This window comes from Erysipelothrix sp. strain 2 (EsS2-6-Brazil) (assembly GCF_016617625.1).
GTDB lineage: Bacteria > Bacillota_I > Bacilli_A > Erysipelotrichales > Erysipelotrichaceae > Erysipelothrix > Erysipelothrix piscisicarius.
Genome location: NZ_SBAR01000011.1, coordinates 40,570 through 53,950 on the forward strand (window position 1 = coordinate 40,570; position 13,381 = coordinate 53,950).

Annotated in this window: 13 protein-coding genes, 1 tRNA gene and 1 pseudogene; 2 read left to right on the forward strand and 13 right to left on the reverse strand. The window is 37.9% G+C overall.

All coding sequences use genetic code 11. From position 1 onward, the window contains the following. Positions 1-37: 37 nt before the first annotated feature. From EPJ89_RS07105 to EPJ89_RS07125, 5 genes are read right to left on the reverse strand one after another with little or no spacing between them, the layout of a single operon-like run. Complete coding sequence (locus EPJ89_RS07105) at positions 38-508, reverse strand: YfcE family phosphodiesterase (RefSeq protein WP_161637468.1); 471 nt, start codon at positions 506-508, stop codon at positions 38-40. Beyond that, complete coding sequence (murI, locus tag EPJ89_RS07110) at positions 505-1,254, reverse strand: glutamate racemase (RefSeq protein ID WP_228410210.1); 750 nt, start codon at positions 1,252-1,254, stop codon at positions 505-507. The genes EPJ89_RS07105 and murI overlap by 4 nt, the downstream gene beginning before the upstream one ends. Beyond that, the gene (uvrC, locus tag EPJ89_RS07115) at positions 1,241-3,013 is read right to left on the reverse strand and encodes an excinuclease ABC subunit UvrC (RefSeq protein ID WP_161637467.1); all 1,773 of its coding nucleotides are present in this window, start codon (positions 3,011-3,013) and stop codon (positions 1,241-1,243) included. The genes murI and uvrC overlap by 14 nt, the downstream gene beginning before the upstream one ends. After that, positions 3,010-5,298, reverse strand: coding sequence for an endonuclease MutS2 (locus EPJ89_RS07120; protein WP_200549363.1), 2,289 nt, complete (start codon positions 5,296-5,298; stop codon positions 3,010-3,012). The genes uvrC and EPJ89_RS07120 overlap by 4 nt, the downstream gene beginning before the upstream one ends. Beyond that, positions 5,291-5,956, reverse strand: a complete 666-nt coding sequence (locus tag EPJ89_RS07125; RefSeq protein ID WP_200549365.1) for a CvpA family protein — start codon at positions 5,954-5,956, stop codon at positions 5,291-5,293. The genes EPJ89_RS07120 and EPJ89_RS07125 overlap by 8 nt, the downstream gene beginning before the upstream one ends. Before the next feature lie 74 nt (positions 5,957-6,030). On the opposite strand from EPJ89_RS07125, the gene rnhC reads away from it, so the two are divergent. Further along, positions 6,031-6,918, forward strand: coding sequence for a ribonuclease HIII (rnhC, locus tag EPJ89_RS07130; protein ID WP_200549367.1), 888 nt, complete (start codon positions 6,031-6,033; stop codon positions 6,916-6,918). Here the strand turns inward: rnhC and EPJ89_RS07135 are convergent. The 7 genes from EPJ89_RS07135 to EPJ89_RS07165 form a co-directional block, all read right to left on the reverse strand. Next, the gene (locus EPJ89_RS07135) at positions 6,905-7,384 is read right to left on the reverse strand and encodes a deoxycytidylate deaminase (RefSeq protein ID WP_161637463.1); all 480 of its coding nucleotides are present in this window, start codon (positions 7,382-7,384) and stop codon (positions 6,905-6,907) included. The two genes, rnhC and EPJ89_RS07135, sit on opposite strands and share 14 nt — an antisense overlap. Positions 7,385-7,393: 9 nt before the next feature. Beyond that, positions 7,394-8,593: a rhomboid family intramembrane serine protease gene (locus tag EPJ89_RS07140; protein WP_161637462.1), complete on the reverse strand. Its 1,200-nt coding sequence runs from the start codon at positions 8,591-8,593 to the stop codon at positions 7,394-7,396. Further along, the gene (locus EPJ89_RS07145; protein ID WP_161637461.1) at positions 8,593-9,501 is read right to left on the reverse strand and encodes an RluA family pseudouridine synthase; all 909 of its coding nucleotides are present in this window, start codon (positions 9,499-9,501) and stop codon (positions 8,593-8,595) included. Before EPJ89_RS07145 ends, EPJ89_RS07140 begins: the two co-directional genes overlap by 1 nt. Then, positions 9,494-9,955, reverse strand: a complete 462-nt coding sequence (gene lspA / locus EPJ89_RS07150; RefSeq protein WP_200549368.1) for a signal peptidase II — start codon at positions 9,953-9,955, stop codon at positions 9,494-9,496. Before lspA ends, EPJ89_RS07145 begins: the two co-directional genes overlap by 8 nt. An 83-nt stretch (positions 9,956-10,038) precedes the next feature. Further along, positions 10,039-11,052, reverse strand: a complete 1,014-nt coding sequence (locus EPJ89_RS07155; protein ID WP_200549369.1) for an alpha/beta hydrolase — start codon at positions 11,050-11,052, stop codon at positions 10,039-10,041. Continuing rightward, positions 11,049-11,567, reverse strand: a complete 519-nt coding sequence (locus EPJ89_RS07160; protein ID WP_161637458.1) for a cysteine hydrolase family protein — start codon at positions 11,565-11,567, stop codon at positions 11,049-11,051. The genes EPJ89_RS07155 and EPJ89_RS07160 overlap by 4 nt, the downstream gene beginning before the upstream one ends. A 52-nt stretch (positions 11,568-11,619) precedes the next feature. Then, entirely contained in the window at positions 11,620-12,960 is a 1,341-nt protein-coding gene (locus EPJ89_RS07165) for an MATE family efflux transporter (RefSeq protein WP_161637457.1), read from the reverse strand. Between the two features lie 124 nt (positions 12,961-13,084). On the opposite strand from EPJ89_RS07165, the gene EPJ89_RS07170 reads away from it, so the two are divergent. Then, positions 13,085-13,169, forward strand: a tRNA-Leu gene (locus EPJ89_RS07170). 96 nt (positions 13,170-13,265) lie between these two features. Here EPJ89_RS07170 and EPJ89_RS07175 read toward each other — a convergent pair. Then, positions 13,266-13,381, reverse strand: a pseudogene (locus EPJ89_RS07175) (IS30 family transposase); the annotation flags it as partial.

Below are 13,381 nucleotides of genomic sequence, written 5' to 3' on the forward strand. Positions count from 1 at the left end.
CAATAATATCATTAAGACGCATAGAATACAATGCTTTTTATAAATCTCTTTCAAATAATTCTTCGACGGTCACTTTATCATCTGTAATCGTGATTTTTGCGAAACATGTCGGCGATCCGTCACGATTATAATAGAGTGAACCGGGATTGATGAGCAGTATCCCATCGACATCTTTCACAACCGGAACATGCGTATGACCGTAACACGCAATGGTACAACGGTGTTCCTTGGCCAAGGCAATGATATCCTCTTCGATATGACGGTAACGCATTAAATGACCGTGCGCTACAAAAATACGGGTTCCCTTAACCTCAACAACTAACGATTCAGGGTACTTATAGAATGTATCATTATTACCGGTCACTGCATGGAAGGGTTTCATGGATTCAAGATCAAGTTCATTATCGCCACAATGAATGTAGGCATCTGCATGAGGATAATTCTGTAAAATCGCATCGAGAACTTTTTTCTTACCATGGTTATCACTGCAAACGATAATTTCTGTCATATTGTTTCCACCTTTTCTATTGATTTAAAGAGACGTTCTATTTGACGTTCCATTTTATGGGCGTCACCCGTTGTATAGGTTTGACACACTGATGAGTTAAACGAATAATTCATTTCAATAAATTCACGAATCGGTCGTTTGGAATCATGAATATTTCCCTTATATATTTTTCTAAAGACATCTTCTACTAGTGGAAAATGCGTACATCCAAGAATCAAATCGGTTGCCTCAAGAATTGGCGTTAATTCATTCCGAAGGTATGTTTCTAAATCTAAATTTTGATTTAGACCTTCAATAATATTAACCAATTCAGGGAGCGCAAGTTCTTTAACCGATCCTGATCCTTTTTCATGAATCAAATTACGATATGCATGGGCATTAAATGTGGCAAGTGTCGATACAATTCCCACACAAACATCATCTGTCAAATCAATTTGACCAACGGTAAGTTCAATGATACCAATAAGATTCATATCGGGAAAATGTTTACGTACGGTTGTCAGAGCAACCGCCGAAACCGTATTGCATGCAATGACGACATCTAAGATCTCTCGATCATGGAACCATTGCATTGCATTGATGGTATACCCAATGATTGCATCATCCGATTGATTCCCATAAGGTGCATGCTTTTGATCTGCATAGAGCACCAAAGAGACTGGATCAAGATTTTGTTTTAAGTATTGATAGACACTGTAGCCACCCAGTCCCGAATCAAAAATTCCCAATGTACTAATTTTTTTCATGATAATCATTCCAATCTATATGTAGTATATCATACAAATCAATCGCAACATCCTCCGGTAAAACCGTCTTCAAAGTTTCTAAAGATGCTGCACGAATATTTTTAAGTGATCCAAATTTCTTATATAGTTCTTTTTGTCGAACCTTCCCTAATCCACTTACTTCATCAAGAATTGATCGAGTCATTGCTTTTTTCCTTAGGTTACGATGATATGTAATCACAAAGCGGTGCACCTCATCTTGCATTTGCATAAGGAAATTAAAAAGGGAGCTGGTTTTATTGATTGAAATCATGCTGCCATCTTCACGCATTAAAGCATGTGTACGGTGACGATCATCTTTAACAAGAGAACACACCCTTAAATTCAATTCGAGATCTCTTAAAACCTCCAAAGCCGCATTAAGCTGTGGTTTACCACCATCAACCAACACTAAATCTGGCATTGGCTTCTCTTCACGTAACAAACGGAAATAACGTCGATACAAAACCTCCTTCATGGATGCAACGTCATCATTACCTTGATGCAACTTATACCGTCGATATAAGTTTTTATTTGGCTCCCCATCATCATAAACAACACACGCTGATACTGCGAATGAACCCGAAATATGTGAGTTATCAAAAACTTCAATACGATGAATCAAAGTCTCCATACCTAAAGCATCACTTAAATCCTTCAACGCTTCATCTTTGAATTGTTGACGTTCACGAAGTAATGAGAATTGATCATCGAGCTGTTGTTGTGCATTTTTTTGGGTAATCTCCAACAAGGTTTTCTTCTTACCTCGAATCGGAATTTTGACTTCAGCCTCTAAAACATCCCCCAACTCTTCCGCATCAACAACGTTTGGAACATAAATTGTTTTCGGTAATGGTTGATTTTCATAGAATTGCGCAATAAAAGAGACAAACGCATCGAGGGGCTCCTCCATGCATGCTTCAACCGCCATACTGCGCTCTAATAAACGACCACCACGAACAAACAATCCGACAATTGCAATGTAACCTTGATAGTAGGCGTAGTGGAACAAATCAAATCGTTCGTTTAAAGAAAACTGAACTTGTTGTTTATCACCAATATAATCTAGAGCGTGCAATTTTTCTTTATAGACTTGAGCCAACTCAAAATTTAAAGATTCACTCGCCTCTAACATTTTTCGCTCTAATTCTTCTTTAAAGGGTTTTATATTGCCATTCAAAATACTCATAACATTTTGACGCCAAACATCTAATTCTTCTTTTGAATAACGTTTTCCCGTTCGATTAAATGCACTGTAAATGGCTAATGTGTTGGGTAATAAGGTATCTCCTGTAGGCACAGAATCGTTTAGAAGCCGCGCCATATCACGGGCTGCAGTAGCATCTGGATACGGTCCAAAGTAATGAAATTGCTTTGATTGCTTTCGATCGCGAGCGACCAAAACCTCGGGTTTACCCTCACGTGGTACTTTAAGATATGGATATGATTTATCATCCATAAAGATAATATTGAATTGAGGACGGTGTTCTTTAATTAAATTAATCTCTAGAATTAAGGACTCTTTCTCCGTACTGGTTATGATAAATTCAAAATCAGCAATCTGACGTACCATGCGCGTTGTCTTATGATCATGGGCACCTGTAAAGTAGGAGCTTACGCGATTTTTTAATTTTTTCGCTTTTCCCACATAGATGATTTCCCCATTTTTATTTTTCATAAGATAACAACCCGGCTCCATCGGTAGTCGTTTCAGTTTTTCTTCAATTGTTGTATGGGTCATTGTTTTAATTTCACAATCGTCGCACCCATACCACCGTCACCAACACCACCTAATTCAAAGGAGCCTACATGTTTATTACGACGTAGTGTTTGATGAACTGCAGTACGAAGTTGTCCCGTCCCATGTCCATGAATAATTCTAAACGTTGGTACTTTATGAAGTACACACTCATCAATATATTTCTCAACTTGAGGTATAGCCTCCACAACACGAAGACCGATAATATTCAATTCTGTTTTAAATGAAGATCTCGCATTAACACTATGACTTCGTGTTGGTTTTGCTTTCACCTTTTTCGCAGGTCCAGCAATACGAGTGAGCTTGCTTAAATCAACATTTACTTTTAAACCACCAATCGAGACAAAGGCTGTGTTTTTTTCAATTGAATCTACAATACCAACTTGGTTGGTGGATTTTAACTGTACACGATCACCCTTACCAATGGTCTCATCAACAGCTGTTTCTGCTTGCAATGATTGAATTTGCTTAACTGCTTTTTTTCGAAGGTCAGGACGATTCGTTTTATTTAATACATCCAATTGGCGTTCCGCCTCTTCAACCATCTGTTCCAATAATGCTTCATTCTCTTCACGCAAGGCTTGTTCTTTACGAACAAACTCAGCTTCAAGTGCTTTTTGTTTCATCAATGCTTCGTGCTTAAGTGTTTCAATCGCTTCTTTTTCTTTTAGAAGCTCTTGTTCAAGCTTATCTTGTTCATTAATTTTCGCTTCAAGAATTTCTAATAAATGATCCGCTTCATATTGACCTTCTTGTTTGTATTTAAAAGCACGGTCAATAATATCCGCTTGTAACCCTAGACGCTTCGCAATCGCAAAAGCATTGGATTCACCCATTACATTTTCACGATAACGGTATGTTGGTTTAAGATTTTGCAAATCAAACTCAACACTTGCAATCAGAATATCGTCATATTGCGTTCCGTATTTTTTAAGTCTTGAAAAGTGTGTCGTCGCAATAACCCAACAACCAACCGATCTAAAGTGATCCAAAATAGCCATTGACAAACTTTCCCCTTCAAGAGGATCCGTTTGCGATCCCAATTCATCAAGCAATACAATGGATTTGGATGTTGCTTGAGCATTCACTTGCGTCATTGTTTCCATATGAGCAGAAAAAGAAGATAATGATTTTTCAATTGACTGTTGATCACCAATATCCACAAACACTTGGTCCACTAACATCACTTCTGCTGATTCCGCACAAATTGGACAACCCGCTAAAGTCATGAGAATCGATAACCCCATTGTTTTCAAACTCACACTTTTCCCCCCTGTATTGGGACCACTAATTAAGATCATTTTATGAGGTGGTGTTAAGGTATATGTATTCGCGACAACTTCTTTCGGATTAATAAGAGGATGACGTGCATTTTTTAAGTTTAAACGATCTTGGGTCAAGGTCGCTACCACAGCATCATTGTGTGATCCCCATTCTGCTTTCGCAAAAAGACAATCGATGATTGCGACCGTATCAAGATCTGCGGTTAACTGTTGAGCATCTTCCGCAATTAAGTTTGATGTTTCACGACAAATACGTTCAATTTCATCATGTTCTTGATGGATGAGACTTTGATATTCATTTTGCATTCGCGCTAAAAAGGCAGGCTCAAAATAAACCGACTGCCCACTTGCGGATTCACCATAAATTGTTCCTTCAAGCTTATACTTATCTGAAGGTTTGACTAAAAATGTACGACGACCATGTTGGAGTGAAACGACGGCTTCGCTCAGCATTGCCCGATTTTTTGTTAAAAACTCTTGTGTTTTATTCTCAATATTTTGTTCCAGTGCTTTGCTTTGGCGTCTTAGTTCGCCCAAATGAGCACTTGCACGATCTAAAACTTCACCTTGTTCTCCAAAACAATGCTCAATATGTTTCAAAGTTGATGCTTTCACTTCAAGACTTTCAAATAAATCCTCAAGTGCAGGATAAGACCCTTCTAAATTTCTAAATTGTTTTTTTAGACGTTCAAGACCTTGCATAAAGCGTCCGACATCTACGATATCTTCTACGGATAAAGTACCACCCTTTTCAGCAAGGGTTAAGGCATAGGACACATCGGTAATCCCTCCAAAGGACATTGAGCCATTCACAACCACTAATTGCAACGCATCTTTAGCACGAGCCAAATCACGTTTTACGATTAATGAAGAAAATGAAGGAACCGTATTCAAAACCGCTTCCTTTCCCAAGGAAAAAGATGCGAAATGAGCGATGCGCTCAAGCACTTTATCGAACTCTAATCGAGACGATGTATTATTCATATTTTTCTAGATACTCCCTAATCTGTATTTCATTAAAACCATGTTTTTCAAGCCACTTGACCATGGCTTCTTGTTGACTTGGCGATAATTGTTGATCTGTAATAATGCTTTGAATTGCAGTATTTTGATTCATGAAATCATCAAAAGCTCCTAAAACTGGTTTTGAAGCCTTCTCAACATAAACGAGCCACGTGTTATCGATCACTTCCTGGCCATTTTTGATGATTGGTGTCGTCAATATAACGCAGATCAAAACAAGTTTAAGTGCAAAAAACACGACACTAAAGACTCCTCCAATTGCTGAGTTTACTTGCTTTACTAAAGGGACTTTTGAGATTACCGTTGCAAGTGGTGTTACAAGCATTAAAACGATACGAATCACAATAAATAGAATTACAAACCAAATCAACTGATTCATTTGATGTACAACGAGTTGATTAATGGTTAAAAACCCCGTTCCCTGTGCTTTGAAGAATTGGAAAACTTGCACAAAAACCGGTGCAAAAATCCATGCTGCAAAAAGAGATACAAATGTTCCAACAACATCAACAAGTTGCAACAACAAACCTTTCTTGTATCCAATGTATAGGGTCACCGCAAACCATATTATAATAACCCCATTTAAGTAGCCCATCCAATCATTAGGAAACATCACCATAAAATCACTCCTTTTGTATTTTTATTTTAAGGGTTCAACTGTTCATTTCATAAAAAATAGTCTATATTATTAGTATGACAACTATTACATTAAAATTAACAGATAACCAAATTAACGAATTAAAATCACGATATTCAAAATATCCGATTCGTTACGATATTCAGTACACTCACTTCCAAATTAAGGGAAGTGATGTAACCATTACAGCCTATACCAGTGGTAAGGTTGTTTTCAGCGGGGAAGGCGCATCTTTTCATGCTTCATCCTATTCAGAACAGCCTGCAAAACCACAATCTAGTGTTGCTTCAACATCGAAGCTCAAAGGTTCTATGGCAGGAAGTGATGAAGTCGGTACCGGAGATTACTTCGGCCCCATCACGGTGTGTGCTTGTATTGTGAATGAATCCGACTTATCACGCATTCCCGTTTCGGAGATTGTAGATTCGAAGCAAATGACGGATGATAAAATTCGAAACATCGCACCGATTCTGAAACGTGAACTTCAATACAGTCTTCTTATTCTCGATAATAAGAAGTACAACCGTGTCCATCCAACCATGAACATGAATGTTATTAAGGCAAAGCTCCATAATCAAGCTTTTTTAAATTTAAAAAAACGCTATGTAATGCCTCCCTATGCAATCATTGATCAGTTCATGGCTGAAAAACCTTACTACAATGCCCTTAAAGGCGAACCGGAAATCTTCAGGGGATTAATCTTTGAAACTAAAGCCGAAAACAAATATATTGCCGTCGCATGCGGTGCAATCATTGCGCGATTTGGTTTTTTAGATTACCTTGATAAACTATCCAGCAAATACGACTGTACATTCCCCAAAGGCGCTGGTCCTCACGTTGATACATTTGGTAAAGAATTTGTAAAGCGTTATGGCAAAGAGGAACTCGAAAATGTTGCTAAGGTTCACTTCGCCAATACACAACGCATTCTTAACGATGTGTAAGCGAAACCGCGATGGGTTTATCAATCTTACGATAGGAAACCCCTGCTGCATCAAGCATGCGTTTTGACACTAAAACAGCATCTGTTTCTGCATACTTATCATCTTCATAAACAATTTCTTTAATACCGCTTTGAATAATTGCTTTTGAACACTCATTACATGGGAATAAAGAAACGTAAATTGTACACCCCTGTAACGATTGGGTCGCATTGAGAATTGCATTCAACTCTGCATGAACGACATATGCATATTTCGTTGTTTGAAAATCTCCCTCACGCTCCCAAGGAAACGCATCATCACTCAATCCCGTTGGAAGGCCATTATAGCCAATTCCAACGATTTTTTTTTGCTGATCCACAATTGCGGCACCAACTTGAGTTGAAGGGTCTTTTGACCGTAACGCCGACAAATGAGCCAAGCCCATAAAATATTCATCCCAAGAAATGACATTATCTCGTTTACTCATACGATTCCCCTACTTCATAAAACCGCTTAAGCGGTTTGCATAATTTTTAAATCCAAGTTCATACCAACTATTAATCACAGACATATCCAATCTTGGACTGGATAAGGTTCCAGCATGCTGAGTCATTACGATTCCAATCCCAACGACAAATACTGACGATAATACCATGGTTCCTTTACGTAAATAGTCCCAATCTTTTCGTTTTGAAAAAATAAGTCCACACAACACTCCAGCAATTAAACCACCTAAGTGAGCCGTTGCACTCACACCAGGTAAAGTACTAATAATTAAGTTAATAAATAACACTTGGAAAACTTGAGACATAACCTTTGGATTACGCATTGCTTTTGTTTCAACCAAATAAACGCACATTGCACCCAGCAAGGCAAATAAACCACCACTGATACCAAGTCCAATAACACCCTCATCGAGAATAAAAACAAATGCATTCCCCATCAAAATTCCAGCAATCAAGGTAAATAAGTACTTTTTACCTTCCATCACCGTTTCCATCACCACACCTAAATTTCTTAGAGACATCAGATTCATAATCAGGTGAAGGAACGAAATATGTAGAAATCCTGCAGTTAAAAAACGGAACCACTCATGAGCATGAACAATAAATGGTTTATAAAATGCCCCCAACATAACCGCAACCGTATTGATGTTTAACCCAGGCACTAAGATTAAGTATTGTGCAATTAAGAACACCACAACACAAATAATTGAGATAACATTGGTTACAGGAAATGAGCGATAACGTGCTTGTTTTTGCATTTTTCCGATTGTTTTTTTCAGACTAAGAACCGCTTTTGACAAAGAACGATCCGGATTTTGGCTTACTTTTAGTAACCCCTTCAATTCACCATAAGAATCTAAGATTTGCGACGATGAAATATAATTCGGTCCAACAACCACATTCAAATCATCCCCAACTTTGTCTTCTTGATTCACACTGATATTAAGACCCTCTGCCTTCGTCTTAAACACGAGTGCAAGGCTTTCACGGTGCTTTGAAATCATCGCACGATCAATATTTGAAAGGGATGTCGAAGTAACCATGATTATCGAATTGTCCTCAACATTTTGATTCACAAGCCATACCTGTGAACTGTCTTGAGTCATTGAAACCATTTGATATTGAAAATGCTTCATAAAATAGTTTGCGACTTCAATTACCCATGCATCATATTGAGACTTTGTATACATTAATCTAACCTCCTGATGTCCTCGATTACATCTTTCATTGTTTGAGGTAATTCAGCTTCAAACGTCATAACCTCTTTTGTAATGGGATGCGTTAACGATAATTTTTGAGCGTGCAAACATTGACCGTTTGTATCCCATGTATTTTTATAACTATACGTTTGGTCACCTACAATTGGATGTTTAATATACTGAGCATGAACACGAATTTGATGCGTACGCCCTGTATCTAACTTACAACGCAAGACGCTATAATCGTTAAACCGTTCTGTCAAATAAAAATGCGTTACTGCATGCTTACTGTTTTGATCTGTGACAGCCATGCGTTGACGGTTTTTGGGGTCACGACCAATTGGCGCATCAACCGTTGCACTTTGATGTTTAAATTGATGATGAACAATTGCAACATATTCTCTTGAAATAAGTCGTTGTTTTAAGTCTTCAACTAAAATTTCATGCGCTTCATTTGTTTTTGCTACAACTAACAAACCCGTTGTATCTTTATCAATTCTGTGAACAATACCTGGGCGAAGTTCGCCATTAAGATTACTTAACTGCGTTGTGTGTGCTAACAAGCCATGAACCAACGTAGGTTGATTTAAGGTTGATGGTGATGGGTGCACAATTAACCCTTTTGGTTTATTCACAACAAGGATTGCGTCATCTTCATAGACGATATCCAAATCCATCGCGACGGGAACAATCGAAATTTGTTCTTCCGTAATTTCATACTCAACAACATCATCTTCTTTTAAGCGAAGGTTCGGTTTAACCGCATTCCCATTCACTGTTATTTTTCCATCTTTAATCCATGTTTGTAAAACACTGCGTGAATAATCTGTTACAGCAAGTGCCATATACTGATCAATACGCATTCCATCAAACATTTCTTCTACAATTAATTTATTCATATTTTTGACCTCTTTCATCGAGATAGAGTACGATTGCTAGAATGCTAACCCCTACAACCAAACTCATATCTGCTACGTTAAATACAGGAAACTGATATCCAAAGATATTGAACGCAAACATATCACGTACATAGCCATAAACTGCGCGGTCGAACAAATTCCCAAAAGTACCTGCAAACATTAAGGCAATCGCTGTCAAAATGACAGGTTTATCTTCTTTTACATAATAATAGGCGAGCACAATGCATACTGCTGATGCAAGAACGATAAACAGCCATTTTTGACCATCCAACAAGCTCCATGCTGCTCCTGTATTACGTACATACCGAAGTGAGAAAAATCCGGGTATAACGTGTAAAGATTCCCATAATGGAATTGTTTTGTCGATCCATGTCTTAGATAGCAAATCGATCACGATAATTACGACACTTAATAATCCTAAACGTTTCTTCATAACTTCCTCATTTCATGTGTTTATTATAACATTATCGCATATTCATTGCATATATAAAACCCCATCAAAAAAGATGTGAGCCTTCACACCTTCTTTGTATAATTATTTAGAAATCCAACAAATTCTTCAAATGTATGAACCGAATACGGATTATCCATTTTAAATTGATACTCATGACCTAAAACATCTGCCACACCTTCATAAAAGACAGAAGTGACTGGAACATCGAGCGATTCCAATTTTGCCTGCATTTTTAAGCCATCTTCCATGAAACTCATTTGATTACCGTCAGTAATAAATGTCGGTGGAAAATCGCTCGTTACATGATTAAGAATGGACAATGATTCAACATAATCGGTATCCATCCATGCCTTTTCACCCATATAAGCCCACGCTAAACGGCTCACAAAGAAATCTAAAATACCGGATGAAGACTGCATATTTAAAAGACCATTTAAATCATAGGGACCACAAAACAATGCCATCCCTTTGATAGAACTTGGATTTAAAGTTACATTTTGATTCAATTTTTGGGCATACGCCGGGTCCACCTGAACCATCATGAATTGCGAGATAATGTGTGCCCCCGCAGAGTCGCCCGCGAGAATAATATTATTGATATCTAAACCAAAGAGATCCGCATGGGTTTGAAGATATGTTATGGCTTCACCAACTTGGTGAACTGGGGACGGATAAACCGCCTCTGGAGCGAGGTCATAATTAAGATTAATAACACGATAGCCTTGATGCGCTAATTGAACCGCATACTCATAATTATCGTGCTTATCACCACCCACAAATGCACCACCGTGAACCCAAATAATCGTCGGCAACTTCTGGGAATTTTTCGGTCCAAACAAATCAAAGGTATTTCTTCCAGCAGTGGATTCATACGTTAAATCGGTGTAAGCATCAACTTCAGATTCAATCAATTCATAACCATGTGGTTTTACCGCTAACCCGCCTTCAAACACTTTTCGAATAAGATATGCTGAAGGAGATGGATCCACAATAAAGTAACCAGCAACGCCACCTACAATTAAAAGAACCAAAGCTAATACAGCTAAAAGTCCGCGCTTAATACTCGCCCGACTCATCGAATCACATCCACATGTAAACCTTCAAGGACATCAAAGGTCTTTTGATTTAAAAGAGGATCGTAACTGTCTGTACATGATGCATCTACAAGAATGCGGGATTCTGGACACGCAGCCTTAACCATCACACACGTGCTAATAACACAGATATTTGAAACAAGACCCATCACTTCAATTTCATCATAATTTTTTTGATCTAAATAATTCCCCAACTCCAACGATGCAAACGTCGGTTTATTAAAAATAATTGAATCCGGCTTAATAAATGGCTCTAACCGCGCATCCAACGCCCATCCATGAGACCCCAAAATACAATGTTCAATTGGTAATCGACGTCCTTCTTGCGTCTCAAGATAGTTTGAACCATGCGTATCACGTGTGAACACAACATCACAATCTTGCTCATTTTCTAATTTTTGGATTATATTCATAACCACTTGGTTTGCACCTTCAAAACCAAGTGTCCCCGATACAAAGTCATTTTGAACATCAACGATAATGTTTAATTTTTTCATATTGTCCACCCTTTTTATTTTATTGTAACATAAAAAAGTCCTCGTTGGAGGACTATGCTTTTTCAAGCCATTTTGAAGCTTTTGAATAAAGAAGCGTAAGAATCATTGAACTGATCCAGGTAACAGAATAACTCCAATATACCCAATCAATGGAATGATTGATTCGCATCATGATAAATAAGAATATTTGTCTTAGGATGGTGAAACACGAAATCATGATAATCATCGGAACCATTGTGAGGCCTGCACCACGTAATGCACCACTCAAAATACTTGTTGTGCTGAGTGCAAAATAGAATGGCACCATGATCCGTAACATCCGTGCACCATATACAATAACCATCGGTTCAGGTGAAAAGAAACCAATGAGTTGATCTGCATAGATAAACGTTGGAATCCCGATAATAATAACGATCCCGACCGCTAAAACTAGAGCAGTACGAACCCCCTCCATAATACGTTCTTTACGTCCAGCTCCAAGGTTTTGACCGGTAAAAGTCGTTATTGTTAACGAAAAACTTTGAGTTGGCATGGATAAAAACGCATTAAATTTATCCGCCGCACTAAATCCGGCAACGGCTGCAGAACCAAAGGCATTGATATACGATTGTACCAAGACATTGGAAAATGAAACTACAGTCTGTTGAATTCCAGTAGGAATTCCCAATCGAATAATTTCATACAGTTTATCTCGATGAATACGAATATCTGTCATCTTGAGTTGATAAATATCATCAACGCGTAGTAAATGCATCCAGACTAAAATTGCAGATGTAAGCTGAGCAATCAGTGTTGCAACCGCAACACCTAAAATTCCCATATCAAAAACAATAACAAACAATAAGTCTAATGAAACATTTATAAGACTTGAGATGCATAGATAAATTAAGGGATTGCGTGAATCCCCGATTGCACGTAAAATACCTGCTCCGGAGTTATAAATAACAAGACCGGTTACACCCCAAAAATAAACTCTTAAGTAAAGTGTTGCAGGTTCCATAATATTTGCGGGTGTCTTGAGCCACCCCAGAAATATTGGGGACATTACGGAACCGAAAAATGTAAGAAAAACACTTACAATCAACGAAAACGCCATAAAGGTATGAATCGAATCATGCAATTCTTCATCTTTCTTCGCCCCAAAATATCGAGAAATAAGAATACCCGCACCAGTCGAAATCCCCATAAACAAACCAATAATAACGTTACTTAGAGGCGTACTTGCACCAACTGCCGCAAGCGCTTCTTCACCCACATAGTTTCCAACCACAAAGGAGTCCACGGTATTATAAAGTTGTTGGAATAGATTCCCAATCAAAAGCGGAATTGAAAACAAGAGCATTTCTTTCCAAATGACGCCCTCTGTCATTGACGTCTTTTTATGAATTTTCATTATAACCTTCCTTCTTAACCATAAATATTATACACGATATTTTACGTAAATCATTAAATTAGTCACTTTTAATCTTGCACATTGTTTATTCCAATGCTATAATACAAAAGCAGTTAAGTGCAATGCACCAGTGGCGGAATCGGTAGACGCGCACGCTTGAGGGGCGTGTGACGCAAGTCGTGTAAGTTCAAATCTTATCTGGTGCACCAAATATATCTTCAAACCAACTTCGGTTGGTTTTTTTATGTTTTAGTCAAGAATTGACATAATAAAAAACGAGGACATCTAAGCCTCGTTTTCTTTTATCAAATCTCAACCGCACCACTTTTACTTTTATTAAAGTCTATCTCATAGGCCGTTTTGAAGTCAAATATTTTTCGCGGCATTGAGTTAATTTTGAAGCAAATATCATCAAGATATT

What these genes read in the sequence shown, in the direction of transcription:
- EPJ89_RS07105 (WP_161637468.1), bottom strand. Translation starts at nt 508, where the DNA reads ATGACAGAAATTATCGTTTGCAGTGATAACCATGGTAAGAAAAAAGTT.
- murI (WP_228410210.1), bottom strand. Translation starts at nt 1,254, where the DNA reads ATGAAAAAAATTAGTACATTGGGAATTTTTGATTCGGGACTGGGTGGC.
- uvrC (WP_161637467.1), bottom strand. Translation starts at nt 3,013, where the DNA reads ATGACCCATACAACAATTGAAGAAAAACTGAAACGACTACCGATGGAG.
- EPJ89_RS07120 (WP_200549363.1), bottom strand. Translation starts at nt 5,298, where the DNA reads ATGAATAATACATCGTCTCGATTAGAGTTCGATAAAGTGCTTGAGCGC.
- EPJ89_RS07125 (WP_200549365.1), bottom strand. Translation starts at nt 5,956, where the DNA reads ATGGTGATGTTTCCTAATGATTGGATGGGCTACTTAAATGGGGTTATT.
- rnhC (WP_200549367.1), top strand. Translation starts at nt 6,031, where the DNA reads ATGACAACTATTACATTAAAATTAACAGATAACCAAATTAACGAATTA.
- EPJ89_RS07135 (WP_161637463.1), bottom strand. Translation starts at nt 7,384, where the DNA reads ATGAGTAAACGAGATAATGTCATTTCTTGGGATGAATATTTTATGGGC.
- EPJ89_RS07140 (WP_161637462.1), bottom strand. Translation starts at nt 8,593, where the DNA reads ATGTATACAAAGTCTCAATATGATGCATGGGTAATTGAAGTCGCAAAC.
- EPJ89_RS07145 (WP_161637461.1), bottom strand. Translation starts at nt 9,501, where the DNA reads ATGAATAAATTAATTGTAGAAGAAATGTTTGATGGAATGCGTATTGAT.
- lspA (WP_200549368.1), bottom strand. Translation starts at nt 9,955, where the DNA reads ATGAAGAAACGTTTAGGATTATTAAGTGTCGTAATTATCGTGATCGAT.
- EPJ89_RS07155 (WP_200549369.1), bottom strand. Translation starts at nt 11,052, where the DNA reads ATGAGTCGGGCGAGTATTAAGCGCGGACTTTTAGCTGTATTAGCTTTG.
- EPJ89_RS07160 (WP_161637458.1), bottom strand. Translation starts at nt 11,567, where the DNA reads ATGAAAAAATTAAACATTATCGTTGATGTTCAAAATGACTTTGTATCG.
- EPJ89_RS07165 (WP_161637457.1), bottom strand. Translation starts at nt 12,960, where the DNA reads ATGAAAATTCATAAAAAGACGTCAATGACAGAGGGCGTCATTTGGAAA.